This window comes from Frigidibacter sp., assembly GCF_030695035.1.
In the GTDB taxonomy this organism is placed as follows: Bacteria; Pseudomonadota; Alphaproteobacteria; order Rhodobacterales; family Rhodobacteraceae; genus Frigidibacter.
This window is the reverse complement of the sequence record NZ_JAUYTT010000008.1, coordinates 380,167-405,393: the sequence shown is the minus strand read 5'-3', so window position 1 is coordinate 405,393 and position 25,227 is coordinate 380,167. Positions and strand designations below refer to the sequence as shown.

Annotated in this window: 22 protein-coding genes; 11 read left to right on the top strand and 11 right to left on the bottom strand. The window is 66.8% G+C overall.

What is annotated here, in order from left to right; all coding sequences use genetic code 11:
- Nucleotides 1-156: 156 nt before the first annotated feature.
- From Q8S30_RS06125 to Q8S30_RS06105, 5 genes are all read left to right on the top strand, one after another.
- A complete protein-coding gene (locus tag Q8S30_RS06125; protein ID WP_305665146.1) occupies nt 157-1,008 on the top strand; it encodes an AraC family transcriptional regulator in 852 nt (283 codons plus the stop codon).
- A gap of 284 nt (nt 1,009-1,292) precedes the next feature.
- Nucleotides 1,293-2,948 (top strand): ABC transporter substrate-binding protein, encoded by a 1,656-nt coding sequence (locus tag Q8S30_RS06120; protein WP_305665145.1) that lies wholly within the window; start codon nt 1,293-1,295, stop codon nt 2,946-2,948.
- Between the two features lie 103 nt (nt 2,949-3,051).
- Nucleotides 3,052-4,095, top strand: coding sequence for an ABC transporter permease (locus Q8S30_RS06115; protein WP_305665144.1), 1,044 nt, complete (start codon nt 3,052-3,054; stop codon nt 4,093-4,095).
- Nucleotides 4,095-5,243 carry an ABC transporter permease gene (locus Q8S30_RS06110; protein WP_305665673.1) on the top strand — a complete coding sequence of 383 codons (1,149 nt, stop codon included), beginning with the start codon at nt 4,095-4,097 and terminating at the stop codon, nt 5,241-5,243. The genes Q8S30_RS06115 and Q8S30_RS06110 overlap by 1 nt, the downstream gene beginning before the upstream one ends.
- On the top strand, nt 5,239-7,323 hold the full coding sequence (locus Q8S30_RS06105) for a dipeptide ABC transporter ATP-binding protein (RefSeq protein ID WP_371135474.1): 2,085 nt from the start codon (nt 5,239-5,241) through the stop codon (nt 7,321-7,323). The genes Q8S30_RS06110 and Q8S30_RS06105 overlap by 5 nt, the downstream gene beginning before the upstream one ends.
- 12 nt (nt 7,324-7,335) lie before the next feature.
- On the opposite strand, the gene Q8S30_RS06100 is transcribed toward Q8S30_RS06105, so the two are convergent.
- The 5 genes from Q8S30_RS06100 to Q8S30_RS06080 all read right to left on the bottom strand — a co-directional run bounded on the left by Q8S30_RS06100 (nt 7,336) and on the right by Q8S30_RS06080 (nt 11,393).
- A complete protein-coding gene (locus Q8S30_RS06100; RefSeq protein WP_305665142.1) occupies nt 7,336-7,593 on the bottom strand; it encodes a hypothetical protein in 258 nt (85 codons plus the stop codon).
- A gap of 145 nt (nt 7,594-7,738) precedes the next feature.
- On the bottom strand, nt 7,739-9,697 hold the full coding sequence (locus tag Q8S30_RS06095) for an acyltransferase family protein (protein WP_305665141.1): 1,959 nt from the start codon (nt 9,695-9,697) through the stop codon (nt 7,739-7,741).
- 155 nt (nt 9,698-9,852) lie between these two features.
- Nucleotides 9,853-10,350: a 30S ribosomal protein S9 gene (gene rpsI / locus Q8S30_RS06090; protein ID WP_305665140.1), complete on the bottom strand. Its 498-nt coding sequence runs from the start codon at nt 10,348-10,350 to the stop codon at nt 9,853-9,855.
- A 2-nt stretch (nt 10,351-10,352) separates the two neighbouring features.
- Complete coding sequence (gene rplM, locus Q8S30_RS06085) at nt 10,353-10,817, bottom strand: 50S ribosomal protein L13 (RefSeq protein WP_066812744.1); 465 nt, start codon at nt 10,815-10,817, stop codon at nt 10,353-10,355.
- A gap of 153 nt (nt 10,818-10,970) precedes the next feature.
- On the bottom strand, nt 10,971-11,393 hold the full coding sequence (locus tag Q8S30_RS06080; protein WP_371135473.1) for a PaaI family thioesterase: 423 nt from the start codon (nt 11,391-11,393) through the stop codon (nt 10,971-10,973).
- 63 nt (nt 11,394-11,456) lie between these two features.
- On the opposite strand from Q8S30_RS06080, the gene Q8S30_RS06075 reads away from it, so the two are divergent.
- From Q8S30_RS06075 to gluQRS, 3 genes are all read left to right on the top strand, one after another.
- Nucleotides 11,457-12,245, top strand: coding sequence for an enoyl-CoA hydratase (locus tag Q8S30_RS06075; RefSeq protein WP_305665138.1), 789 nt, complete (start codon nt 11,457-11,459; stop codon nt 12,243-12,245).
- Nucleotides 12,246-12,412: 167 nt separating this feature from the next.
- Nucleotides 12,413-13,753, top strand: coding sequence for a methylenetetrahydrofolate--tRNA-(uracil(54)-C(5))-methyltransferase (FADH(2)-oxidizing) TrmFO (trmFO, locus tag Q8S30_RS06070; RefSeq protein WP_305665137.1), 1,341 nt, complete (start codon nt 12,413-12,415; stop codon nt 13,751-13,753).
- On the top strand, nt 13,732-14,592 hold the full coding sequence (gene gluQRS / locus Q8S30_RS06065; protein WP_305665136.1) for a tRNA glutamyl-Q(34) synthetase GluQRS: 861 nt from the start codon (nt 13,732-13,734) through the stop codon (nt 14,590-14,592). Before trmFO ends, gluQRS begins: the two co-directional genes overlap by 22 nt.
- Before the next feature lie 12 nt (nt 14,593-14,604).
- Here gluQRS and hisI read toward each other — a convergent pair whose 3' ends face one another.
- Nucleotides 14,605-14,979 (bottom strand): phosphoribosyl-AMP cyclohydrolase, encoded by a 375-nt coding sequence (gene hisI, locus Q8S30_RS06060; RefSeq protein WP_305665135.1) that lies wholly within the window; start codon nt 14,977-14,979, stop codon nt 14,605-14,607.
- Nucleotides 14,980-15,045: 66 nt separating this feature from the next.
- Here hisI and Q8S30_RS06055 point away from each other — a divergent pair, with 66 nt between their 5' ends.
- Entirely contained in the window at nt 15,046-15,489 is a 444-nt protein-coding gene (locus Q8S30_RS06055) for an iron-sulfur cluster assembly scaffold protein (protein ID WP_305665134.1), read from the top strand.
- A gap of 54 nt (nt 15,490-15,543) precedes the next feature.
- Entirely contained in the window at nt 15,544-16,974 is a 1,431-nt protein-coding gene (locus Q8S30_RS06050) for a methyl-accepting chemotaxis protein (RefSeq protein WP_305665133.1), read from the top strand.
- 389 nt (nt 16,975-17,363) lie between these two features.
- Here Q8S30_RS06050 and Q8S30_RS06045 read toward each other — a convergent pair whose 3' ends face one another.
- The 5 genes from Q8S30_RS06045 to Q8S30_RS06025 all read right to left on the bottom strand — a co-directional run bounded on the left by Q8S30_RS06045 (nt 17,364) and on the right by Q8S30_RS06025 (nt 23,565).
- Nucleotides 17,364-17,486 (bottom strand): hypothetical protein, encoded by a 123-nt coding sequence (locus Q8S30_RS06045; protein WP_305665132.1) that lies wholly within the window; start codon nt 17,484-17,486, stop codon nt 17,364-17,366.
- 613 nt (nt 17,487-18,099) lie between these two features.
- Entirely contained in the window at nt 18,100-20,190 is a 2,091-nt protein-coding gene (gene recG, locus Q8S30_RS06040; protein WP_305665672.1) for an ATP-dependent DNA helicase RecG, read from the bottom strand.
- Nucleotides 20,191-20,206: 16 nt separating this feature from the next.
- On the bottom strand, nt 20,207-22,360 hold the full coding sequence (ligA, locus tag Q8S30_RS06035) for an NAD-dependent DNA ligase LigA (RefSeq protein WP_371135453.1): 2,154 nt from the start codon (nt 22,358-22,360) through the stop codon (nt 20,207-20,209).
- A gap of 117 nt (nt 22,361-22,477) precedes the next feature.
- A complete protein-coding gene (gene ctrA, locus Q8S30_RS06030) occupies nt 22,478-23,191 on the bottom strand; it encodes a response regulator transcription factor CtrA (RefSeq protein ID WP_305665131.1) in 714 nt (237 codons plus the stop codon).
- 95 nt (nt 23,192-23,286) lie between these two features.
- On the bottom strand, nt 23,287-23,565 hold the full coding sequence (locus Q8S30_RS06025; RefSeq protein ID WP_305665130.1) for a DUF1153 domain-containing protein: 279 nt from the start codon (nt 23,563-23,565) through the stop codon (nt 23,287-23,289).
- Between the two features lie 167 nt (nt 23,566-23,732).
- Here Q8S30_RS06025 and mnmA point away from each other — a divergent pair, with 167 nt between their 5' ends.
- Nucleotides 23,733-24,878 (top strand): tRNA 2-thiouridine(34) synthase MnmA, encoded by a 1,146-nt coding sequence (gene mnmA, locus Q8S30_RS06020; RefSeq protein WP_305665129.1) that lies wholly within the window; start codon nt 23,733-23,735, stop codon nt 24,876-24,878.
- Nucleotides 24,879-25,227 lie beyond the last annotated feature (349 nt).

The following is a 25,227-nucleotide window of genomic DNA, read 5'->3' as shown; positions in this document are numbered from 1 at the left end:
GGGCTTTCGCTGGCGTTGCCGATTGGTCACGGCGCGGGGTGCTTGCCGAATCGGTTGCATTCGGGCTTGGTTTTTTGCAGCGCACTGGCCTAGAATCAGGGACCAGTGCGGTGCGGTGAAAACCGGCACCTGGCCCGAGCAAGGATCCCCTGCCCCGTGAAACTCTTTTCCGGACCTCCGCTTTCGCAATTCGCTGCCCCGGCCGCGCCGGAGCGGGCGGATATCCGGCTGGTGCCGATTCCGCGGCTGGCCGCGGGCGGGCGCTGGCGGGTCGAGGCGATGCGCAGCTATTCCGAACCGCTGCTGCTGTGGTTCACCCGCGGTCAGGGCCGGATCACCGTGGCTGGCGTCACCCGCGGTTATGGCGCGCATAATGCCGTCTTCATTCCGGCCGGCGTGATGCACGGGTTCGAGATCGGCCATCAGGTGCATGGCACCGCGCTGTTCTTCGGGCGCGGGGCCGAGCTGGACCTGCCGCGCACCCCCCAGCATCTGCGGGTCCGCGACGCGATCCCGCAGGGCGAGTTGTCCTCGATCCTCGATGCGGTGCAGCGCGAGATGGACAGCAGCAAGCCCGGCCATGAACGGGCGGCGCGGCATCACCTCGGTCTTGTCGGCGTCTGGCTGGAACGGCAGCTGGCCGAGGCTGCGGCCGATCCGGCCATTGCCGCCGCGCCCCGCCCCGATGCCGCGCGCAAGCTGGCCAACCGCTATACCGCGCTGGTGGAGCGCAAGTACCGTTCGGGCGCCAATGTCGGCGATCTGGCGGCGGAGCTTGGGGTCACCCCCACCCACCTGACCCGCGTGTGCAACCGCACCTGCGGGCGTACGGCCCATGCGCTGCTCGCGGACCGCAAGATGCATGAGGCGCGGCGCCTGCTGGCCGAAACCAGGCTGCCGGTGCAGGACGTGTCGGCCAGCCTCGGCTTTGCCTCGCCGGCCTATTTCACCCGTGCCTTCCATGGCAGCACCGGCAAGACGCCGAGCGATTTCCGACGCCAGAACTAGCGCGCGGCCAGAGGCTTCCCCGTCACGCTTCCGTAGCGGAACCCCGAATTATCTCGGCCCCCGGGGTTGACCCGTGGGCATCGGTCCGTTTTGTTGCGCGGCATGTCGTTTTCAGGCGCCAACCCGTCGAAACCAAGCGTTGACGCTTTGTTACAATCCGTGCGGAATGTGGGGGTGAGACTTCGCCCGCTCCGCCCGCCGGCGCCGAAGTGCAACGCCATCAGACCCCGCGGCCGGACAACAAGAATACGGACCTCGTTCCATCTCACAGGGAGTTTAAACACATGACCAAGCACCAGATCTTCGGCACGCGCCTGCATCCGGCGGTGACGCTCTATGCCGAAGAATGCAAGGCGGGGCTGATGAGCCGCCGTGAATTCCTGACCCGCGCCTCGGCGCTGGGGGCGACGAGCGTGGCGGCCTATGGCCTGCTGGGGATGAAAGCGCCGGCGATGGCGCAGGAGACCCCCGTGGCCGGCGGCACCCTGCGGATGGACATGGAGACCAAGGCGCTGAAGGACCCGCGGACCTATGACTGGTCGCAGCTGGCGAACTTCTCCCGCGGCTGGCTGGAATATCTGGTGGAATACCAGGTCGACGGCACCTTCCGCGGCATGCTTCTGGAAAGCTGGGAGGTCAATGACGACGCCACCGAATACACGCTGAAGGTCCGCCCGAATGCGACCTGGAGCAATGGCGACGCCTTCACCGCCGCGGATGTGGCCCATAACATCACCCGCTGGACCGATGGCACCGTCGAGGGCAACTCGATGGCCGGCCGCATGTCGGCGCTGGCCGATGAGACGACCAAGATGGCGCGCGACGGCGCGATCACCGTGGTCGATGACATGACCGTCAAGCTGAGCCTCTCCTCCCCCGACATTGCCGTCATCGCCAACTTCGCCGATTATCCGGCGCTGGTGGTGCACCAGTCCTATGACAATGGCGATCCGTCGGTGAACCCGATCGGCACCGGCCCCTACCTGCCCGAGACCAACGAGGTCGGCGTCAAGCAGGTGCTGGTGAAGAACGAGGATCACACCTGGTGGGGCACCGAGGTCTATGGCGGGCCTTACCTCGATCGCATCGAGTATGTCGATTACGGCACCGACCCCTCGGCGCTGATCGCGGCCGCCGAGGCCGAAGAGATCGACATGACCTATCAGACCGTGTCGGAATTTGTCGAAATCTTCGACAGCCTGGGCTGGACCAAGTCCGAGGCGATCACTGCGGCGACGCTGGCGGTGCGCTTCAACCAGGGCAACGCGCCCTATGACAACAAGGATGTCCGCAAGGCGCTGCAGATGGCCGTGGACAACTCGGTTGTGCTGGAACTGGGCTATTCGGGCCTGGGCACCGTGGCGGAAAACCACCATGTCTGCCCGATCCACCCGGAATATGCCGAACTGCCGCCGATCCAGGCTGATCCGGCCGGCGCCAAGGCGCTGCTGGAAACCGCCGGCCATGCCGATACGGAATTCGAGCTGATCTCGATCGACGATGCCTGGCAGGCGGCGACCTGCGATGCGGTGGCAGCCCAGATCCGCGATGCAGGCATCAACATCAAGCGCACGATCCTGCCGGGTTCGACCTTCTGGAACGACTGGACGAAGTATCCGTTCTCGGCGACGGAATGGAACATGCGCCCGCTGGGTGTGCAGGTTCTGCAATCGGCCTATAAATCGGGCGTGGCTTGGAACGAGAGCGCCTTCAACAACGCCGAATTTGATGCCGAACTCGACAAGGCGATGGCGATTGCCGACGCTGACAAGCGCCGCGAGTCGATGGCAAAGCTGGAGCAGATCATGCAGGACGAGGGCGTGCTGATCCAACCCTACTGGCGCTCGCTCTACCGGCATATGACTGACCGGGTTCGCGGCGCAGAGATGCACCCGACCTTCGAGCACCACCACTACCAGTGGTGGATGACCGAGGCGTGATAGCCGTAAGGCACTGACCAACCGGGGGAAGGCGCCCGCCGCCTTCCCCTTTTGCCACTCCCCACCCTGCCGCATGGGCGCGCAGGGTCCGAAGGGATAGCGGATGCTGAAATTTCTCCTCAGGCGGACCCTCACGATGGTGGCGACGGCGCTCGTCCTCACCTTCGTGGTGTTCTGGCTGACCAACCTGCCGCCCAACCTTGAAAAGCTGGCAAAGTCCGAGGGCAATGCCCGGATGACCGACGGCGAGGTCATCAGCTGGCTCGACCGCAACGGCCATGCGCAGCCGCTGGTCAAGCGCTACGGCGAATGGTTGGGCGTGGCGCCGGGATGGACCGATGAGCGGGATGGCGTGACCAGCGGCCGCTGCATCGCCCGCGGCGCGGCCGTGGAGGACAGCCCGCGGTTCTGCGGCGTGCTGCAGGGCTATTGGGGGCAATCCACGGTGTTCAAGGCGCCGGTGTCCGAGATCATCGCCACACGGCTGTCGCTGACCGGGATCCTGATGTTCTGGGTGATGGTGCTGATGGTGCCCTCGGCGCTGCTGATCGGCATCCTTGCAGGGATGCGCGAGGGATCGAAGCTCGACCGCACCCTCTCTACCGTGTCCATCGCCACCACGGCGACGCCGGAATACGTCTCGGGCGTGATCCTGATCGTGGTGTTCTCATCTTCCATGGTCGGGCTGAAATGGTTCAAGGGCACCGCCACCAGCGCGATGGATGGCATCACCTTCGAGAATTTCTTCCTGCCGGTGCTGACCATCGCGCTTTACGGCATGGGCTATATCGCCCGCATGACTCGCGCCAGCATGTCCGAGGTGATGACGGCGCAATATATCCGCACCGCCCGGCTGAAGGGCGCCAGCTTTGGCCGCGTGGTCATGCGCCACGCGCTGCGCAACGCGTTGATCGCGCCGTTCACGGTGATCATGCTGCAGTTTCCCTGGCTGCTGAACGGGGTGGTGATCGTGGAAACCCTGTTCAACTTCAAGGGCTTCGGCTGGACGCTGGTCGAGGCGGCCGGCAACAATGACATCCAGCTGCTGCTGGGATGCTCGGTGGTCGCGGTGGTGGTGGTTCTGGTGACGCAAGCCATGTCCGATGTGGGCTATGTGCTGCTGAACCCGCGGATCCGGGTGTCATGATGGAAAAGCTTGGCTGGGCCGCAATCTTCTCTCGCCTCGCGCTGCAATTCTGGCCGGTCTGGCTGGCGCTGCTGGCCGTCTTCGCCGTGTCGCTGCACTACCGCCGCCGCACCGGCCTTTATGGCCGCCTGTTCGAGAGCCCCTTGGGCATGGTCGGCTTCGGGCTGGTGATGTTCTGGGTCTTCACCGCGCTGTTTGCCGATGCCGTGCTGATGTTCGACCCGCTGTCGCAGATCGCGCAGATGAAGAACAAGGTGCCGGGCACGATCACCCCGGATGGCGGGGTCTATCTGCTCGGGGGCGACAACCTTGGCCGCGACGTGTTCAGCCGCATGGTGATGGGCGCGCGCCGGGTGCTGGCCATCGCGCCCGCCGCCACTGTCTTCGCCTTCATGGTCGGGGTCACGCTTGGCTTGCCCGCGGGCTATCGCGGCGGGCGGCTGGATGCGGGGCTTTCGTTCATCGCCAACCTGGTGCTCGCCTTCCCGGTGATCTTGCTGTTCTACCTGCTGGTTACGCCCGAGATTCAGCTGACCGGCCTGCCGACGGCGCTTGCGGCGGTGCTGTTCCTGTTCCCGGTGATCTTCTTCACCATGCTCTGGAACAGCCGCTTCTTCACCCACCCCGCCAAGCGCAACCTCTATGTCGGCGTCACGCTGGTGCTTGGCCTCTGGGCCTGGTCGGGCCTTGCCTTCAACGCCGACCCCTTGGGCGTGTGGACGATGGAGCCGAACATGCTCAACGTCTTCGTCTCGGTCGTCTTCGTGAACGCGCCCACCGTGTTCCGCATCGTCCGCGGGCTCGTCATGGACATCAAGACCCGCGACTATGTCGCCGCCGCACAGACCCGCGGCGAGGGCCCCTGGTACATCATGCTGTGGGAGATCCTGCCCAATGCCCGCGGGCCGCTGATCGTCGATTTCTGCCTGCGCATCGGCTACACCACCATCCTTCTGGGCACGCTCGGCTTCTTCGGCCTCGGCGTCAGCCCCGAAAGCCCGGACTGGGGATCGACCATCAATGACGGGCGCCGCCTGCTGACCATCGCGCCCCACCCCGCCATCGTGCCGGCGCTGGCGCTGCTCAGCCTTGTGCTGGGGCTGAACCTGCTGGCCGACGCGCTGCGCGAGGAAAGCCTGAAGGATTGATGACATGACCGACGCGCAAACCCCCATCCTCGAGATCGAGAACCTGTCGATCAGCTTCTTCACCCGCACCCGCGAAATCCCGGCGGTGATGGATTTCTCCTGCAAGGTGATGCCGGGCGAGGCGATGGGGCTGGTGGGCGAGTCCGGCTGCGGCAAGTCCACCGTGGCGCTTGGGGTGATGCGCGACCTTGGCCGCAATGGCCGCATCACCGGCGGCAGCATCCGCTTCAAGGGCCGCGACATCACCACCATGGGTGAGCGCGAGCTGCGGGGTCTGCGCGGGCGCGAGATCGCGATGATCTATCAGGAACCGATGGCGAGCCTGAACCCGGCCATGAAGGTCGGCGCGCAGCTGGCCGAGGTGCCGATGATCCATGAGAAGATCAGCAAGGCCGATGCCTGGGCCCGCGCCCGCGCCATCGTCGAGGATGTGCGCCTGCCAGACCCCGACCGCATCTTGCAGGCCTGGCCGCACCAGCTGTCGGGCGGCCAGCAGCAGCGCATCGTGATCGCCATGGCGCTGATGTCGCGCCCCTCCTTGCTGATCCTAGACGAGCCGACCACGGCGCTGGATGTGACGGTCGAGGCCGGCATCGTCGATCTGGTCCGCGATCTGGCGGAAAAGCACGGCACCTCCATGCTGTTCATCAGCCACAACCTTGGGCTGGTGATGGATGTCTGCGACCGGCTCTGCGTGATGTATTCGGGCGAGGCGGTGGAAACGGGCGACGTGGTCGAGGTGTTTTCCGAGATGCGCCACCCCTATACGCAGGCCCTATTCCGCTCCATCCCGCTCCCCGGCGCCGACAAGTCGGCGCGGCCGCTGGTGGCGATCCCGGGCAACTTCCCGCTGCCGCATGAACGCCCGCCGGGCTGCAACTTCGGCCCGCGCTGCGATTACTTCGTGGCGGGCCGCTGCGACGCGCAGGAAATCCCGATGCTGCCCGCAGGCGGCGCTCCGCGCCACAACAGCCGCTGCATCCGGGTGGACGAGATCGACTGGAACGCGCCCCCTGCCCTCGCCGCCACCGCGGAACCCACCCCGCCGGGCGAGGTGGTGATCGAGGCCTCGGACCTGCGCAAATACTATGAAACCTCCCCGGGCATGTTCGGCGGCGGCACGGCGAAGATCGTCAAGGCCAATGAGCAGATCGATTTCTCGGCCCGCGCCGGGGAAACGCTGGCCATCGTCGGCGAGTCGGGCTGCGGCAAGTCCACCCTCGCCAAGGTGCTGATGGGGCTGGAGGTTGCCAGCGCCGGCACCGTCACGCTCAACGGCGACCAGATTCAGCAGCTGCCGGTGGAAAAGCGCGGGCCCGCGCTCATCTCCAGCCTGCAGATGGTGTTCCAGAACCCGTTCGACACGCTGAACCCGTCGATGACCATCGGCGCCCAGATCATCCGCGCGCTGGAGATCTTCCAGATCGGGGACAGCGCCGCCGACCGGCATGAGCGGATGCTGAACCTTCTGGACCTCGTGAAGCTGCCGCGCGAATTTGCCACCCGCAAGCCGCGCCAGCTGTCGGGCGGGCAAAAGCAGCGCGTCGGCATCGCCCGCGCCTTTGCCGGTGAGGCGAAGGTGGTGGTCGCCGATGAACCCGTCTCGGCGCTCGACGTGTCGGTGCAAGCGGCGGTGACCGATCTGCTGATGGAGATTCAGCGCAAGAACCGCACCACGCTGCTGTTCATCAGCCATGACCTTGGCATCGTGCGCTATCTCAGCGACCGGGTGCTGGTGATGTATCTGGGCCATGTGGTCGAGATCGGCACCACCGCAGAAGTCTTCTCGCCGCCCTTCCACCCCTATACCGAGGCGCTGCTATCAGCCGTGCCGGTCGCTGACCCGCGGGTAACCCGCAAGCGCATCGTGCTGCAGGGCGATATCCCAAGCGCCATGAACCCGCCGCCGGGCTGCCCATTCCAGACCCGCTGCCGCTGGAAGCCGCTGGTGCCGGGCGATCTGTGCGAAACGGTCGTGCCCGACCTGCGCCGCCTGTCGGGCGGGCACCGCGTCAAGTGTCACCTGACCGACGAGCAGCTTGCCACGATGGAGCCGGTGATCGAGGTCGCGGTCGGTTAGACCGCGGCCCTTTCAGACCGCGACCGCCTCGATTGCAATCGACCGCTTCTTCAGCTCGGTATACATCGCTGGCAGCACCCGCGGCTTGTTCACCGCGCTTTGCAGCGCGTCGCCCAGTTGCGCTTCGCCGGTCTTGCCCTGCACCCGCCAGACCAGCCGCCGCTTGACGCCATCGTCATAGACGATCTCGAAGCCGCCCATGCGGCCCTTGCGGATGCCAAGGAAATCGAAGCCCCCACAGGAGCTGTGGAACGTGGATAGGGTTGCCATGATTTTGCTCTGCCTCGTCATGCCCCGATTTTCGGGTGCTTTTATGAAGAGAGTGTTGATTTTTGCGGGCCCTGCGTCAATCCGCCAGCGATCACGTTCGCGGGGGCTGAGTCGCTTGGGACACAGCTTCCGGGCCGTTGTGACCTCAGTGCCACAACCCGGGATCCAGCCTTTTCGCGAACCGCGCCGCCCCCGCCCGGCTCAGATGGTCGCCATCGCGCCAGAAGATCGCCCGGCAATCCTGCAGATCCGCTGGCAGGGTCAGGTCGAGCATCTCTATCAGCGATACATATTGCAACCCAGCCTCGGCCGACTGGCCCGCCAGAAACCGGTCAAGCTGCCTGTACTCCGCCTCGAGGTTCGGGCGCAGTGCAACCGGCACGGCGCAGCCATGGCGCGAGACCAGTTCCAGCGGAATATGCGGGGCGATCCACGGGCCAAGCCAATAGACCTCGACATGCTCCGAGAGGGCATCCAGATAGCTCAGCACCTCGGCGGACTCGCCCGGGACGGGCTGCAGATCCGGCACCGCCTCGTCCAATGACAGATCATCAACCATATTGCGCGAGCCCTCTCGCTGGCCATCGCGGCTGAACAGATAGAACCCCGCTTGCCCATAGATCACCCGCTTCACGGCGCCGGGATGGTCGCGGACGAAATCGAGAAAGGCCCCAAAGTCGCATTCCGGTTGCGGCCGGTGCAGACGGCAGCTGGGTTCCGTCAGCCCGACCATAAAGGCGGGGCGGTCGGGGCGGGTGGCGATGGCCGCCACCAGATCGACAGCATGACTGTCGCCAAGCACGACAAGCCCGGGGCCAAAGCGGGTATGGCATTCGGTCATCCGTTTCAGCAGGGCGCCGTCCACCGCCGCGGCACTGAAGAAGCAGGCCCCGTCATCGACCTTCGCCGGATGGGCCTGCGCCGTCTCCAGCCGTGCCATATCCGGCGCGCGCTCGGGATGCGTCCAGCGCCACAGCGCCGCGCCGTACGATTGCCCCAAAAGCCCGATCAGCAGCACGCCCGCAATCCCTGCCCCCGCCGCACCGAACACCGCCCGCTGGCGAACAAGCAGCGCCCCCCGGCGCACCGGCTGTTCTACATAGCGCCAGCTCAGCACCGCCAGGATCAGCGTCAGCCCGGTCAGCCCGATCATCAGCGCGGGCGGCGGTTCGGTCAGATAGGCCAGCCGCGCGCCTGCAAACAGCGGCTGGTGCCACAGATAGGCGCTGTAGCTGATCAACCCCATCCCCACCAAAGGCCGCCAGGACAGCAGCGCCGCAACCGCGGTTCCTGCACGGGCCGCGTGCAACACCAGCAGCGTCCCGATCACCGGCGGCAGCGCCGCCAGCCCCGGAAAGGCGGTGTGCTCATCATAAAGCACCACTGGCCCCAGGATCAGCGCCAGCCCCAACCCGGCCAGCAGCGATGTGCCGCGCCGCGCGCCCAGCCTGTCGCCGCCCGCCTTGTGGCCGGGCCACAGCGCCAGCAGCGCCCCTGCCAGCAGCTCCCAGGCCCGCGCCTCGGGCAAGAAGAACGCCCGGTCGGGATGGGTGGGCAGCACATGGACCGCCCAGGCCAGACTCGCCACCGCCAGCAACGCCAGCACCGGCCACAGCATCCGCGGCCACCAGCGCCAGAGCGCGGCGATCAGCGGCGGGAAGATCAGGTAGAACTGTTCCTCGACCGCAAGGCTCCAAGTGTGGATCAGCGGCTGCATCTCTGTCTCGGCGGCGAAATAGCCCGCAGCCTCATAGAAATGCAGGTTCGCGGCAAAGATCGCCACCGATCCGAGGCTGGTGAAAAACCCGGTCAGCTGCGAGGGCGTCATCAGCACCCAGGCCAGCGGCACCGTCGCGGCCAGCATCACGAACAGCGCCGGCAGGATCCGCCTCGCCCGCCGGTCATAGAACCGCAGCAGCGAGAACTCCCCCGCCGCCAGCTCGCGCGCCAGAATGCCGGCGATCAGATAGCCCGAGATGACGAAGAACACGTCCACCCCGACATAGCCGCCGCCAAAGGCGTCAAACCCGGCATGAAACAGGATGACGGGCAGAACCGCGATTGCGCGCAGGCCGTCGATCTCGCGGCGATATTGAAGAGACACGAGATTCCTTGCGACATTCCCCGCCTGCGCCCGGCAGGCCACCCCGGCCCCAACCCGGCCGCCGACCACATAGCACAAAGGCGCGGACCCCTGTCCACGCCTTTGCAAATCTTGCCTTGGACGGCAGCGGCATCTTGCCGCCGCCCCTCCGGACCTTAGCGCTTCGAGAACTGGAAGCTGCGGCGGGCCTTGGCCTTGCCGTATTTCTTCCGTTCCACGACGCGGCTGTCGCGGGTCAGGAAGCCGGCGGCTTTCAGCGCGGCGCGCAGGCTCGGTTCATAAAGCTGCAGGGCTTTGGACACGCCATGCTTCACTGCACCGGCCTGGCCCGAAAGCCCGCCACCGGCAACAGTCGCCATCACGTCGAACTGGTTTTCCACACCGGCAACCGTGAACGGCTGACGCAGGATCATCTGCAGCACGGGACGGGCGAAGTAGACCGCCATTTCCTTGCCGTTGACGATGACCTTGCCAGAGCCCGGCTTGATCCAGACGCGGGCGACCGCGTTCTTGCGCTTGCCGGTGGCATAGGCGCGGCCAAGCGAGTCGCGCTGCGGCAGGCGGGGGGCGAGTTCGACAACGGGGGCGGCAGCGGCGGTGGTTCCCGCAACGGCATCCTTCAGGTCGTCGAGTGTCTTGATTTCATCGGCCATCTTCAGGCGCTCCGGGTGTTCTTCGGGTTCAGCGTCTTGACATCCAGCACGGCGGGCTGCTGCGCCTCGTGCGGATGGGCGGCACCGGCATAGACGCGCAGGTTCGACATCTGTTCGCGGCCAAGGCGGTTGCGCGAGATCATGCGCTCTACAGCCTTGATGACCACACGCTCAGGGTGCGCGCCGTCCAGCACTTGGGCCGCGGTGCGGAACTTGATCCCGCCCGGGTGGCCGGTGTGCCAGTAGTAACGTTTGTCGGCGCGCTTGTTGCCGGTCATCTGCACCTTGTCGGCGTTGATGATGATCACGTTGTCGCCCATATCCATGTGCGGCGTGAAGGTCGGCTTGTGCTTGCCACGAAGGTGCATGGCGACGATCGTGGCGAGGCGGCCCAGAACAACGCCTTCGGCGTCGATCAGGATCCACTTCTTCTCGATGTCCGCCGGGGTCGCGGTAAAGGTTTTCATCGGGTCTTGCCCCTTTGGCTGACGGGTAGATGGGTGCCGGTTGAGGGCGCCCGCATTCGGATGGGGGCTTATCGGGCATGCAGCCGCACAGGTCAAGTGGCGCGCAGCGGAAATACCTGCTTGAAATCAGAGACTTACGAAATAGGTATCAAATTACCCCACATTTTCCCGCCGCGGAGGGATCGCATAGGTCATCGACGCCCGCGCCACCGGCTCCGCCAGCCCCTCCGAGAAGACCAGCGCATCCGCTACCGCCAATGCGCGCCCCAGCTTCAGGATCCGCACCTGGGCCAGCAGATCGCAGCCCGCCGCGGGCTTGCGCATGAAATCCACCGACGCATTCGTCGTCACCGCCAGCGCCACCGGCCCGATCCGCGCGAGGATGGCAAGGTAGATCCCCACATCCGCCAGCGCGAAGATGCTCGGCCCCGACACCGTGCCACCGGGGCGCAGATGGCGATCCGCCACCTTCAGCCGCACCACAAGCCGCTCCGCCCCCACCTCCTCCAGCGCGAAATCGCCCGCCACCTGCGGAAACTCCGCTGCCAGAAACGCCTCCAGCCCCGTCCGGTCCATCGCCTGCATCTTTCCCCCCGCACATTCCCCGCCTAGAGTTTCGCCAAACGGGAGGGAATGACAATGACCGAAGACCTGGTTCTGCGCGACGATATCGGCACCGTGGCGCGGCTGACCCTGAACGCCCCCGCCAGCCTCAACGCGCTGTCCGATGCGATGCTGGTGGCGCTCAAGGCGCGGCTGACGGAATTGGCCACCGATCCCACGATCCGCGTCGTGCTGCTGGCCGGCACCGGCCGCGCCTTCTGCGCCGGCCATGACCTGAAAGAGATGCAGGCCGGCCGCGCCGCCCCCGACAAGGGCGCCGCCTATTTCGCAGACCTCTTCGCCCGCTGCGCCGAGGTGATGCAGATGATCCCCGCCCTGCCCCAGCCGGTGATCGCCAAGGTCCACGGCATCGCCACCGCCGCCGGCTGCCAGCTCGTCGCCAGCTGCGATATGGCGGTCGCGGCCGAGGGTACGCGCTTTGGCGTCAACGGCGTGAACATCGGCCTCTTCTGCTCCACGCCCATGGTCGCCCTCACCCGCAACCTGCCGCGCAAACAGGCCTTCGAGATGCTGACGACGGGTGCCTTCATCGGCGCCGAGGAAGCCCAACGCATCGGCCTCATCAACCGCATCGCCGCCCCGGCGGACCTGCCCGAAGCTGCCCTGACCCTCGCCCAGACCGTCGCGGGCAAGCTGGGCGCCGCGGTGCGCATCGGCAAACGCGCCTTCTACGACCAGATCGCCCTGCCGCTGGAGGATGCCTATGACCTTGCCGGCGCGGTGATGGTGGAAAACATGCTCTGGCGCGACACCGAGGAGGGCATCTCGGCCTTCCTGGACAAACGCTCTCCGGACTGGGCCTGACCTCCCCTTCGTTTTGGCCCAAATATCCCACGGGGGTCCGGGGGTGTGAAACCCCCGGCGTCGCACCATTGGCAGGCGCCGGGGCGCTGCCCCGGACCCCGGGATATTTGCACCAGAACGAGGGTGGCAGACTTTTCTTTGGCACCCGCCCCCGCTATGCGTGCGCCATGACACAAGAGCTTCACATCGTCGGCGGCGGCATGGCCGGATCCGAGGCTGCCTGGCAGGCGGCCGAACTGGGCGTGCCCGTGGTCATCCACGAGATGCGCCCCCATGTCGGCACCTTCGCCCATCGCACCGGCGATCTGGCCGAGATGGTCTGCTCCAACTCCTTCCGCTCGGATGATGATGAGCGCAATGCCGTGGGCCTGCTGCATTGGGAAATGCGGGCGGCGAACGGATTGCTGATGGCGATGGCCGAGACCAACCGCCTGCCCGCGGGCGGCGCGCTGGCCGTCGACCGCGATGCCTTCTCTGCCGCCGTCACCGCAAAGCTCAGGGCGCATCCGCTGGTGCGGGTGGAGCCGGGCGAGATCACCGCGCTGCCCGAGGATGGTCATTGGATCATCGCCACCGGCCCCCTCACCTCGGGCACGCTGGCCGAGGCGATCCGCGCTGAGACCGGGGCAGAGAGCCTGGCCTTCTTCGACGCCATCGCCCCCATCGTCTATGCCGAGAGCGTGGACATGTCCGTCGCCTGGATGCAGTCGCGCTATGACAAGGGCGAGACGGCCGAGGAACAGACCGCCTACATGAATTGCCCGATGACCAAGGCCGAGTACGAGGCCTTCATCGACGCGCTGCTGGCGGCCGAGAAGACCGAGTTCCATGAGGGCGAAACCGCCGGCTATTTCGACGGTTGCCTGCCGATCGAGGTGATGGCCGAACGCGGCCGTGAGACGCTGCGCTTTGGCCCGATGAAGCCCGTGGGCCTCACCAACGCCCATGACCCGCAGGTGAAACCCTATGCCGTGGTGCAGCTGCGCCGCGACAACAAGCTGGGAACGCTCTACAATATCGTCGGCTTCCAGACCAAGATGAAGTACGGCGCGCAAGCCGCTGTTTTCAAGATGATTCCCGGGTTGCAGGAGGCGAGCTTTGCCCGGCTCGGCGGCATTCATCGCAACACCTTCCTGAATTCTCCGACCCTGCTCGACGACCGGATGCGCCTGCGCTCGCGCCCGCATATCCGCTTTGCCGGGCAGGTCACGGGGGTGGAGGGTTATGTGGAATCCGCCGCGATGGGGCTGCTCGCGGGCCGGATGGCCGCCGCCGAGATCCTGGGCCGCGACCTGCCGCCGCCGCCCGCCGATACCGCGACCGGCGCGCTGATCACCCACATCACCGGCGGCGCGGAGGCAAAGACCTTTCAGCCGATGAACGTGAACTTCGGGCTGTTCCCGCCGATTGATGCCAAGGGCGGACGCCGGGGGCGCAAGGATCGCTACAAGGCCTATACCGACCGCGCGAAAGAGGCTTTTTCCCAATGGCTTGCGGACCAAAGCTGAAGCGGACCCGCTTCGCCCCCTCGCCTACGGGGCTCTTGCATCTCGGCCATGCCTATGCCGCGCTGACCGCCGCCGGCCGTGCGAGTCCCGGGGAGTTCCTGCTGCGGATCGAAGACATCGACGCCGCCCGGTGCCGCCCCGAGTTCGAGGCGGCGATCTATGAGGATCTGGCCTGGCTCGGCCTCGACTGGCCGCGCCCGGTGCTGCGGCAGTCAGAGCGGCGCGAGGCTTACGATGCGGCGCTGAACCGGCTGATTTCCCTGGGTCTTTGCTATCCCTGCCGATGCACCCGCGGAGACATCCGCGCCGCCCTCTCCGCCCCGCAAGAGGGCGCGCCGATGGCTGGTCCGGATGGGCTGATCTATCCGGGCACCTGCCGCGGGCGCTCGATGGAGGACGCCGGACCGGAAGAGGCGATCCGGCTGGACATGGCAAAGGCGCTGGCGCTTCTTGAGGGCGTTCCGCTGGCGTTCACCGAGACTGGTCCGGTTCATCCCGGAGATCACAAACTGGATGAGGAACGCCTTCTAACCCATGTCGGACACGTGATTTTATCGCGCGCGTCCATCGGAACCTCCTACCATCTGGCGGTCGTGGTAGACGATGCCGCGCAGGGGATCACCGAGGTGACTCGGGGCGAAGATCTGTTTGAAGCCACACAGATACACGTCGTTCTTCAGAAGCTACTCGAACTTCACACGCCAAGCTATCATCATCACACGCTTATTAGAGATAACACCGGCAAGCGCCTTGCCAAACGCGACGACGCCCGCGCCATCCGTCGCTACCGCGACGAGGGCGAGACGCCCGCCGATGTCCGCATCAGGATCGGGTTGTAACCATATGATAAATCACGCAATAGGCTCCGAGATCACCACCTCGCCGCCATCCCTCATCGCGGTGTAGAAACAACTCCGCCGGTTGGTGTGGCAAGCTGGCCCGGTCTGGTCGACCAGCAACAGCAGGCAGTCGCGGTCACAGTCGATCCGCAACTCCACCAGCCGCTGCACATGGCCCGAGCTCTCGCCCTTGGCCCAGAATGATTTACGCGAGCGCGACCAATAGGTTACATGTCCGTCTTCAAGTGTTTTCTGAAGCGACTCCGCGTTCATCCAGGCCATCATCAGCACTTCGCCCGTCGCATGATCCTGCGCAATCGCCGGGATCAGGCCATTGGCGTCATAGCGCAGCGTCGAGGGATCGAAGGATGCGGGGTCGAAGGTCATGGGGCACCTTTGCAAGCCGTATGGTCCCCACTATCTATAGCCCTGCCCCAGACACGGAAACCCCAGATGAGCGACACCGACCTGATCCGCCTCTATTCGCAGCGCATCCTGGCGCTGGCGGCGGATATTCCGCATCTGGGGCGGCTGCCCGCGCCGCAGGGCACGGCGCGGCGACGCTCGCCGCTGTGTGGGTCGACGGTGACAGCGGATGTGGTGCTGCAGGACGGAAAAATCGTGGGATTCCGGCAGGATGTTAAGGCCTGCGCGCTTGGCCAGGCGGCCGCGGCTATAGCCGGCGCGGCGATGATCGGACGCAGCCGCGCAGAAGTTGAAGCGGCGCGCGATGCTTTGGCGGCAATGCTCAAGCACGGTGGCCCGGTGCCGCCCGCCCCTTTCGACGGCTTCGAGGTTCTGCTGCCGGCGCGCGACTATCGCAACCGCCATGCCTCGATCCTGCTGGCGCTGGAGGCGGCGGCAGAGGCGGCGGCAGAGGCCGAGGCCAGCGGTTAACCTTGCCGTAACCGGCATCGCGCTAGCCTTCGGCAGGCAGCACAGGCACCCCGGATGATTCCCTTCCCTCCCCCCGATGTCGAGGTGCAGCCGGGCCCTGCCCGCCAGAGCTGCGAGGGCTCGACCCGGCTTTTGCATCAGGCGGAGCTGCTGGGGCGCGACATCGTCGATGTGGCGGGCTTCCTCGATGAGGCGGAGGCAGAGGCTGCGCAGCAGATCGCGCAGTTGGAGGCCGTGCGCCGCGGCGCCGATGCTGTGAGTCATGCCAATGCCGAGGCGCTGGCCGCCGCCGAGGCGCTGGAGCGCGGGGCCGAGGAGACGCTGGAGGCGGTGGAAGCCTCGGTCGCGCGGGTGCGCGGTGCGGGCCGCCGCGCGCAGGAAATCGCCACTTGGGTGCAGGAGTTCGACCGGCGGATGACTGAGGTTGAGGCGGCGCTGACCGGCATTCAGGCCGCGAATGGCGAGATTGCGGGGATTGCCGGGCAGGTCAACATCCTGGCGATCAACGCAAAAATCGAGGCGGCGCGGGCTGGCGAGGCCGGCCGCGGCTTTGCGGTGGTGGCCGAGGCGATCAACGAGCTGTCGCGCAAGACTGCCGCCACGGCGGGCGCGATTTCGGAAAACGTGCGCGGGCTCTCGGGGCGGATCGGCGGGCTGAAGGCCGATGCCGGCAAGATCTCGGCCGAAGCTGGCGCCGTGCGCAGCGAGGCCGCCGAGAGCGACCGCGCGATGGAGCATATCTCCGACGGGCTGAAAGAGACGCGCAGCGGCGCGGCCGCGATTGCTGGGCGCAGCGCCGAGGTTGCAAGCGCGGTTGCCGCCTTTGCGCCGGCCGTGGCGCGGATCGGATCGGGGGTGGAGACCACGGCCAGCGCGATTCACGAAACGCGAGATCGGATTTCGGGGCTGATCGACGCCAGCGAGATCATCGTGCAGGAGGCGGTTGGCCTCGGCGCGGATTCGGCCGATGCGCAGCTGATCGCCGAGGTGCAGGCCGCGGCGGCGGCCATCGGCCGCGCGTTCGAGGCGGGGGTAGAGCGCAGCGAGATCAGTGCCACGGCGCTTTTTGACCGCGAGTACAGCGCGGTGCCGGGCAGCGATCCGCCGCAATATCTGACCCGCTTCACCGAGTTCACCGACCGGGTCCTGCCCGGGTTTCAGGAGCCGGCGCTGGCGCTCGACCCGCGGGTGGTGTTCTGCGCGGCGGTGGATCGCAGTGGCTATCTGCCGACGCATAACCGCAAATTCTCGCAGCCGCAGGGGCGCGATCCGGTCTGGAACGCCGCCCATGCCCGCAACCGGCGGATCTTTGACGACCGGGTGGCGCTGAAGGCCGGCAACTCGACCGCGCCCTTCCTGCTGCAGGTCTACCGGCGCGACATGGGCGGCGGCGCTTTCGTGACGATGAAGGACCTGTCGGCGCCGATCCGGGTGAAGGGCCGGCACTGGGGCGGGTTGCGGCTGGCCTACGGGTTTGACGCCTGAGCGGGGCAAAAAAACCGCCGCCACCCTGAGGGATGGCGGCGGCAAGTGGCGCAGATTCCGGTCACCGGCTGGCCGGGGTGCGGACCCGGCAGGACAGGGGATGATGCAGACGGGCGGGGTTAGCCCGCCGCATCGCCGGGTGGAAAAGGCGCGAGGCAGTTCGAGAGAGGCGCGCGGCGGAGGGCTGCGGGCCGGGTCAGTTTGCGGCGAGGTATCTGTCGCCGCGGAATTTCATTGTGCCGGCGGGTCACCGGCCGAGTTAGTTTGTTGGCCCCAACTGAGGGATTGTGGTCGACTGGCCTCTATCACTGCGCCGGTTCGACGCGGCACGTCGGATGCGAGATGTGTGCCCTGCCCCGGACGCGGGTCGGCGGCCGAGGAGTGCTTGGTCAAACCAGCCCAGGAAGGTGCAGGCCGGCCACCAGCATCACCATCAGCGCGACGGCGCCGGCGGCATCCTCAATCAGCGTATCGCGCGAGCGGAGGAGGACGGATTTGATCTCTGCGAACATCGACTGGCTCCTGACAGGCATTTCTGTTGCTGCTTTGTTCTCATTTTTGGAAGCGTCTGTAAAGAACTTTTTAAGAACATTCGCGAAACAATGAAGAACATGGACGATAGGGATGAGAGGCGATGCGGCGAAGTCTTGGAGCAGACAATGGACAGCGCGGTGCCGGCCGTCGCCCCGCATGGCGGCAAATTCGGGCCGGACCTGTGAGGCGCAGGTCTTGCATGGCTATACTCCGGCGCTGTTAGGATGCATCGGGCGCGGCCGACATGATCTGGGTGGGGTGTATTTTCAGGGCGATCCGGATGGAAAGGCATTGCCGGACCATCAGCCGAACGATGCCCATGCTTGCCCGGGGAACCGGCCCGCGCCGGATCGACATCCAGGAGCGCCGGGCATGGATCGGGCGACCAGCGCTGCCGGCGCCCGGGTCGGGGAAGCTTGGCCGCGAAGGTCAGATTGCGCAATGCCCAACCGCAAGCCCCTTGGCGGGATGCAGTGCCGCGCATGAGCCGAACGAGATCGGCCGATGCGCGTTCCCGGCGCCCGATGGCCGACAGAGGACAGCCGATATGGTCACGCGACCAGGATCAGCGGCGGCTCTCTGCCACCGCCCTTACCCGACCGAGATCAGCCGGATCGCGCGGTCCTGTTCCATCAGCCAGAGCAGCACCCGCGCCGCCTGGCCTCGCGGGCCGGTCAGCGAGGGGTCGACCGCCAGCAGCGCGCGGGCGTCGCTTTGTGCCACGGCCAGCAGCGCTGCCTGGCGTTCGAGGTCTGCGATGCGGAAGCGCGGCAGACCCGATTGCGCGGTGCCGATCATGTCGCCGGCGCCGCGGATCGCCAGATCCTCCTCGGCGATGCGGAAGCCGTCCTCGGTTTCGCGCAGCAACTGCAACCGGCGCTCGGCGGTGCCGCCAAGCGGCGGCTGGTAGAGCAGCAGGCAGGTGGATTCCGCCGCCCCCCGCCCGACCCGGCCGCGCAGCTGGTGCAGCTGCGCGAGGCCGAAGATCTCGGCCCGCTCGATCACCATGATCGAGGCATTGGGCACGTTCACGCCCACCTCGATCACCGTGGTGGCGACCAGAACCTTGCTGCGCCCGGCGGCGAAGGCGGCCATCGCCGCGTCCTTCTCGACGGGCGGCATCTGACCGTGGACGAGGCCGACCACCCCCTCGCCAAGCGCGGCGCGCAGCATCAAGAAGCGTTCGGTCGCGGCGGTCAGGTCCAGCACCTCGCTTTCCTCGACCAGCGGGCAGACCCAATAGGCCTGCCGGCCTTCGGCGACGGCACGGCGCAGATGGTCCACCACCTCGTCGATGCGGCCGGTGGAGACGAGCGCGGTGCGCACCGGCTGGCGGCCCGCCGGCTTCTCATCCAGCAGGCTGATATCCATGTCGCCATATTGCGCCAGCGCCAGGCTGCGCGGGATCGGCGTGGCCGTCATCACCAGCACATCGGCTGCCTGCCCCTTCGCCCCCAGCTCCATCCGTTGCGCGACGCCGAAGCGGTGCTGCTCATCGACAACGGCGAGGCGGAGGTCGTGAAAGTTCACATCCTTCTGAAAAATCGCATGAGTGCCGACCAACACATCGATCTGCCCCTCTGCCAACGCGGCGAGTTTGGCGGCCCGGTCACTGCCCTTGTCGCGCCCCGTCAGCAGCTCGATCCGGATGCCCGCGGCTTCTGCCAAAGGCGTCAGACTCTCCAGATGTTGGCGCGCGAGGATCTCGGTCGGGGCCATCATCGCGCCCTGCCCGCCCGCCTCGACCGCGACCAGCAGCGCGAGGAAGGCGACCAGCGTTTTGCCGGCGCCGACATCGCCCTGCAGCAAGCGGTTCATGCGGCGGTCGCTGGCCATGTCGGCAGCGATCTCGGCAAGGGTGCGGGTCTGGGCGCCGGTAGGGGAATAGGGTAGCGACTCCAGCACCTTGCGCTGCAAGTCCCCGGTGCCGCGGCTGGCCCGGCCCTTGCCGCGGCGCAGGGTGGCGCGGGCGAGCGCGAGGGTCAGCTGATGCGCGAAGAGCTCGTCATAGGCGAGGCGGGCACGGGCCGGAGCGGTCGGGGTCATGTCGGCGCCCGAGGCGGGGGCATGGGCGGCGCGCAGGGCCTCGGCCCAGTCGGGCCAGCCCTCGCGCGCTTTCAGGGCGGGGTCGATCCACTCGGCAAGGTCCGCTGCGCGCTCCAGCGCCGCCGCCGCTGCCCGGGCGACGGACCGTTGGGTCAGGCCGGCGGTCAGCGGATAGACAGGTTCCCAGGCGGGAAGGTCCGCGCCTTCTTCGGGCCGCAGGATGTGATCGGGGTGGACGATCTGGGCGATGCTGTCGAAGATTTCGAGTTTTCCGGAAACTATGCGCCTCTGCCCGGTCGGCAGCTGCTTTTGCAGCCAGTCATCCTTGGCGCGGAAGAACACCAGCTGGAACTCTGTCACCGAATCGCGAACCATCACCCGGTAGGGGCCGCCCTTGCGCAGCGGCGGGAAATGCGCGCCGACCGTCACCTCCACCGTCGCCACCGCGGGGGGCAGGTAGTCGCGGATCGAGGCGCGGGGGCGGCGGTCGACGCCCGAATGCGGCAGGGTGAACAAGAGGTCGCGCGGCTTTTCGACGCCGAGCCCGGCGAAGAGCTTGGCGGTTTTCGGGCCGACCCCCTCCAGCGTTTCCAGCTCTGCGAAGAGCGGGAACAGCACCGGCGGGCGGCCTTTCACGGGCGCGTCGCTCACCTCATCCCCCGATCAGCGCCAGCCAGGCATCCTCGTCGATGACCTCGACCCCCAGATCGGCGGCCTTGGTGGCCTTCGACCCCGCGCCCGGACCGGCAACCAGGATGTCGGTCTTGGCGGAGACGGAGCCCGCGACCTTGGCGCCAAGCGCCTCGGCCCGGGCCTTGGCCTCGGCGCGGGTCATCCGTTCCAGCGTGCCGGTGAAGACGACGATCTTGCCGGCGACCGGGCTGTCTGTGGCGACGCGGCGGACCACCGTCTGCACGTCCAGATGCGCGGCAAGCGCGTCGATGGCGGCGCGTTCGGCGGGCTGGTGAAAGCTGGTCACGACCGAGGCGGCCAGCACCGGACCGACGCCGTCGATGGCGATCAGCTCCTGCCATTCGGGATTGCCCTTGGGCTTAGGGCCCTCCCCGGCGGCGGGGTCGGCCGCGGTCATCGCCGCCTCGAACGCCTCCCAAGTGCCGTAATGGGCAGCAAGGACGCTGGCGCCGGTCTCGCCGACATGGCGGATGCCGAGGGCGAAGATCAGGCGGTTCAGGGGGATCTGGCGCTTTTCGTCGATGGCGCGGAAGAGGTTGGTGGCGGAGCGCTCGCCCCAGCCCTCGCGGTTCTTCAGCTTTTGCAGGGGGCTCGCGGCATCCCGTTCGGCAAGGGTGAAAATGTCGGCGGGGGCGCGGATCGGCAGGAGGGTGTCGTGGAAGAAGGCCTCGATCTGCTTGGCGCCGAGACCTTCGATATCAAAAGCGGCGCGGCTGACGAAATGTTTCAGCTTTTCAACGGCCTGCGCCGGGCAGGCCATGCCGCCGCTACACCGGCGCACCGAATCGCCCTCCTCGCGCAGTGCTTCGGAGCCGCATTCGGGGCAGAGGGTGGGGAAGCTGTAGGGCTGCGCGTCCTCGGGGCGGCGGGAGAGGTCGATATCGGCGATCTTGGGGATCACGTCGCCGGCGCGGTAGATCTGCACCCAGTCGCCGATGCGGATGTCGCGCCCCTCGCGGATCGGCTGGCCGGCGGAGTCGCGCCCGGCGATGTAATCCTCATTGTGCAGGGTCGCGTTCGACACGACGACGCCGCCGACGGTGACAGGGGTCAGCCGCGCAACCGGGCTGAGCGCGCCGGTGCGGCCGACCTGGATGTCGATCGCCTCGAGCCGGGTCCAGGCCAGTTCGGCGGCGAATTTATGGGCGATGGCCCAACGCGGCGTGGTGGAGCGAAAGCCGAGGCGGGCCTGCAGGGCGAGATCATCGACCTTGTAGACGACGCCGTCGATGTCATAGCCGAGGGTGGCGCGCTGCGTCTCGATGGTGCGGTACTGGGCGATCAGCGCCGCGGGGCCGTCGCACAGCGCGGTCAGCGGGTTGGTGCTGAAGCCAAGCGCGGCGAGGCGTTGGATGGCGCCCAGCTGGGTGGCGGCGAGGGGTTCGGAGAGCGCGCCCCAGGAATAGGCGAAGAAGCGCAGCGGGCGGGCGGCGGTGATGGTGGCATCGAGCTGGCGCAGGCTGCCAGCGGCGGCGTTGCGGGGGTTGGCGAAGGTCTTGGCACCGGCTTCTTGCTGGCGGGCGTTCAGCGCGGCGAAGTCGGCATGGCTCATATAGACCTCGCCGCGGACCTCGAGGATCTCGGGCGCGCCGGTGAGCTGCTGGGGGATGTCGGCAATAGTGGCGGCATTGGCGGTGACATTCTCGCCCATCTCGCCATCGCCGCGGGTGGCGGCCTGCACCAGCTTGCCGCCCTCATAGCGCAGCGAGAGTGAGAGGCCGTCGATCTTGGGCTCGGCGGTGAAGGGCAGCGGCGCATCGGGGCCAAGGCCCAGGTAGCGGCGGATGCGGGTATCAAATTCCGTCACCTCGTCTTCGGCAAATGCGTTCTCGAGGCTCAGCATCCGGATTTCGTGCCGGACCTTGGCGAAGCCTTCGGCCAGCGGCGCGCCCACCTCTTGCGTCGGGCTGCCGGCGGCGAGGGCGGGGAAGCGCGCCTCGATCTCGGCGAGGCGGCGCTTCAGGGCGTCGTATTCGGCGTCGGTGAGGTCTGGGGCGTCCTCGGTATGATAGGCACGATTCGCGCGGGTCACGGCCTCGGCGAGCCGCTGCCATTCGGCCGCCGCCTGCTCGGGCGCCATGTCACTGACCGCCAGGTCCGCCAGATCCACCATGCCGCCGCCTCCGTTCCCCCATGCGGCTCTTGCCGCACCCCAGCTTCCATGCGGCCGGGGCCGCCCGAGAGTGATAGGGCGGCGCGGGGGGAAATTCCAGCGGGTCAGGCGCGCCCCTTACGCGCCGATGGCGATGCGGCGCTCCTGCTCGGCGGGGCTGGGATCGCGCAGCACATAGCCGCGGCCCCAGACGGTTTCGATATAGGTGTCGCCCCCCGTCGCCTCGGAGAGTTTCTTGCGCAACTTGCAGATGAAGACATCGATGATCTTCAGCTCGGGTTCGTCCATGCCGCCATAGAGGTGGTTGAGGAACATTTCCTTGGTCAGCGTAGTGCCCTTGCGCAGCGAGAGCAGCTCCAGCATCTGGTATTCCTTGCCGGTCAGATGCACGGCCTTGCCCTCCGTCTCCACCGTCTTGGCATCGAGGTTCACGGAAATCTTGCCGGTGCGGATCACCGATTGCGAATGGCCCTTGGAGCGGCGGATGATCGCGTGGATCCGCGCCACTAGCTCCTCGCGGTGGAAGGGCTTGGTCATGTAATCATCGGCGCCAAAGCCGAAGCCCTTGATCTTGTTCTCTGTATCGTCCGCGCCGGTCAGGATCAGGATCGGGGTGTTGACCCGGGCAAGCCGCAGCTGGCGCAGAACGTCGAGCCCATTCATGTCGGGCAGGTTCAGGTCCAGCAAGATCAGGTCGTAATCATAGAGCTTTGCCAGATCGATGCCTTCCTCGCCCAGATCGGTGCAATAGACATTGAGGTTGGCATGGGTCAGCATCAATTCGATGCTGCGCGATGTGGTGGGGTCATCCTCAACCAACAGGATTCGCATCTGGGGTCACTCCGCTTACATCCCTCGAATGGTGCTACACTCGGGGCAAATGGTTAATCAGGGATTACTCTGGCAGAGTGTTTGCCGGTTTCAACCTAAAGTTGTCTATACCTCTGCAAAGTCGTCACTTTCAGGCCTGCCTCGCCATGCCGGGTTACGGCCGCCCGCCACAGCTCGAATTCTTCTTCCGATAGCCCGTAGCGCTCCAGCGCGTCCTTGAGCGGGATCAACCCAAAGGCGACTGCCCTGACCACCTTCGCCTTGCGGCTGGCGACCCAGCGGCGGGTTTCGGGCGGCGGCAGGTCGGCGCGCGTCATTACCGTGCCATCGGGCAGCGTCACCGCGCGAGGGCCCTGGATTTTCTTCAGATACATTCGGCTTCCCTCGCGGATCGCAGGCTGATCCGGCGCAAGCTGCCCGGACGGGCTTAAGGAGCGGTGAAACGCGGGGTTGTGAGTGTGTCGCATTTTCCTATATTCCTGCGATCCTCACCCAGATCCCCTGCCCCGCCCGCATCCCCGGGCCGCAAAAGGCCAGTGCCATGCCGCTCGACACGCCCCATCCGCTCAATTCGCTCGGCTTTGCCAAGCCGCCCGCCGAGACGCGGGTGGTGGTGGCGATGTCCGGCGGGGTCGACAGTTCCGTCGTGGCGGCGATGCTGAAGGAAGAGGGCTATGACGTCGTCGGCGTCACCCTGCAGCTGTACGATCACGGGGCGGCGCTGGCCAAGAAGGGCGCCTGCTGCGCGGGCCGGGACATCCATGATGCGCGGCGCGTGGCGGAAACCATGGGGTTTGCGCATTACGTGCTGGATTACGAGAACACCTTCCGCGAGGCGGTGATCGAGGAATTCGCCGATGCTTACCTCGCGGGCGCGACCCCGGTGCCCTGCATCCGCTGCAATGAGCGGGTGAAGTTCAAGGACCTGCTGGCGACGGCGAAGGACCTTGATGCCGATTGCATGGCGACGGGACATTACATCCAGCGCCATGTCGGCGCGGCGGGGCCAGAGCTGCATTCGGCCGCCGATCCGAACCGCGACCAGAGCTATTTCCTGTTCTCGACCACGCCCGAGCAGCTGGCCTATCTGCGCTTTCCGCTGGGGCATCTGCACAGCAAGGCCGAGACGCGGGCGCTGGCGGCGAAATACGGGCTGTCGGTGGCCGACAAGCCCGACAGCCAGGACATTTGTTTCGTCCCCGATGGCAACTATGCCGCGGTGATCGAGAAGCTACGGCCGGGGGCTGCCGAGCCGGGCGAGATCGTCGATCTGGACGGCCGGGTGATCGGCGCCCATCGCGGCGTGATCCATTACACCATCGGCCAGCGCCGGGGGCTTGGCATCGGCGGGCAAGGCGATCCCTTGTTCGTGGTGCGGCTGGACCCGGACAGCCGGCGGGTGATCGTCGGGCCGCGCGCGGCGCTGAGCACCCGCACCGTGCCGCTGCGCGAGATCAACTGGCTGGGGGACGAGCCGTTCGACAGCCGCCCGGAATGGCATGTCGCGGTCAAGGTCCGCTCCACCCGCCCGCCGCGCCCGGCGGTGATCCGGCCGATCTCGGCGACGGAAGCCGAGGTGGAGCTGCTGGACCCCGAGACGGGGATCAGCCCGGGGCAGGCTTGCGTGTTCTACGATACGGAGAGCCCGCGGATTCTGGGCGGTGGGTGGATCTGGAAGGGGCGCTGAGGGCGAGGCGGTCAGCATGTCCCGTCGGAGGGCAGCGCCCGTCCGCCGGGTGGGCGCTGCAACGCCAGTTCTAGGCACTTTATCGCGCGGCCTAACTCCGCAGTAGTTCTGCGCGGAACGGTCGAGAAGCGCCCGCCCGAGGGGTGATGAGCGAGAAGAAATCCTCCAGTGGAGGATTTCCGCGAAGAACGCCCGGCCCGTGGCCGGGCCGGGAGGGCGGGCGCTGGCCGGCGGCGCCAAGACGCCTTGATTCCGGGCGAAGAGGACGCAGCCTTCTGGCACTCCCGCCAGCCAAGGCGGATATTTCCCACCAACACCCGCCCCGCCCCCACGCCCCCCGTTGACGCCG

Bases quoted from the DNA above. Each gene is read 5' to 3' on its own strand.
- Q8S30_RS06120 (WP_305665145.1), top strand. From the start codon at position 1,293: ATGACCAAGCACCAGATCTTCGGCACGCGCCTGCATCCGGCGGTGACG.
- Q8S30_RS06115 (WP_305665144.1), top strand. From the start codon at position 3,052: ATGCTGAAATTTCTCCTCAGGCGGACCCTCACGATGGTGGCGACGGCG.
- Q8S30_RS06110 (WP_305665673.1), top strand. From the start codon at position 4,095: ATGGAAAAGCTTGGCTGGGCCGCAATCTTCTCTCGCCTCGCGCTGCAA.
- Q8S30_RS06100 (WP_305665142.1), bottom strand. From the start codon at position 7,593: ATGGCAACCCTATCCACGTTCCACAGCTCCTGTGGGGGCTTCGATTTC.
- rpsI (WP_305665140.1), bottom strand. From the start codon at position 10,350: ATGGCCGATGAAATCAAGACACTCGACGACCTGAAGGATGCCGTTGCG.
- rplM (WP_066812744.1), bottom strand. From the start codon at position 10,817: ATGAAAACCTTTACCGCGACCCCGGCGGACATCGAGAAGAAGTGGATC.
- Q8S30_RS06080 (WP_371135473.1), bottom strand. From the start codon at position 11,393: ATGGACCGGACGGGGCTGGAGGCGTTTCTGGCAGCGGAGTTTCCGCAG.
- Q8S30_RS06075 (WP_305665138.1), top strand. From the start codon at position 11,457: ATGACCGAAGACCTGGTTCTGCGCGACGATATCGGCACCGTGGCGCGG.
- trmFO (WP_305665137.1), top strand. From the start codon at position 12,413: ATGACACAAGAGCTTCACATCGTCGGCGGCGGCATGGCCGGATCCGAG.
- gluQRS (WP_305665136.1), top strand. From the start codon at position 13,732: ATGGCTTGCGGACCAAAGCTGAAGCGGACCCGCTTCGCCCCCTCGCCT.
- hisI (WP_305665135.1), bottom strand. From the start codon at position 14,979: ATGACCTTCGACCCCGCATCCTTCGATCCCTCGACGCTGCGCTATGAC.
- Q8S30_RS06055 (WP_305665134.1), top strand. From the start codon at position 15,046: ATGAGCGACACCGACCTGATCCGCCTCTATTCGCAGCGCATCCTGGCG.
- Q8S30_RS06050 (WP_305665133.1), top strand. From the start codon at position 15,544: ATGATTCCCTTCCCTCCCCCCGATGTCGAGGTGCAGCCGGGCCCTGCC.
- Q8S30_RS06045 (WP_305665132.1), bottom strand. From the start codon at position 17,486: ATGTTCGCAGAGATCAAATCCGTCCTCCTCCGCTCGCGCGATACGCTG.
- ligA (WP_371135453.1), bottom strand. From the start codon at position 22,360: ATGGTGGATCTGGCGGACCTGGCGGTCAGTGACATGGCGCCCGAGCAG.
- ctrA (WP_305665131.1), bottom strand. From the start codon at position 23,191: ATGCGAATCCTGTTGGTTGAGGATGACCCCACCACATCGCGCAGCATC.
- Q8S30_RS06025 (WP_305665130.1), bottom strand. From the start codon at position 23,565: ATGTATCTGAAGAAAATCCAGGGCCCTCGCGCGGTGACGCTGCCCGAT.
- mnmA (WP_305665129.1), top strand. From the start codon at position 23,733: ATGCCGCTCGACACGCCCCATCCGCTCAATTCGCTCGGCTTTGCCAAG.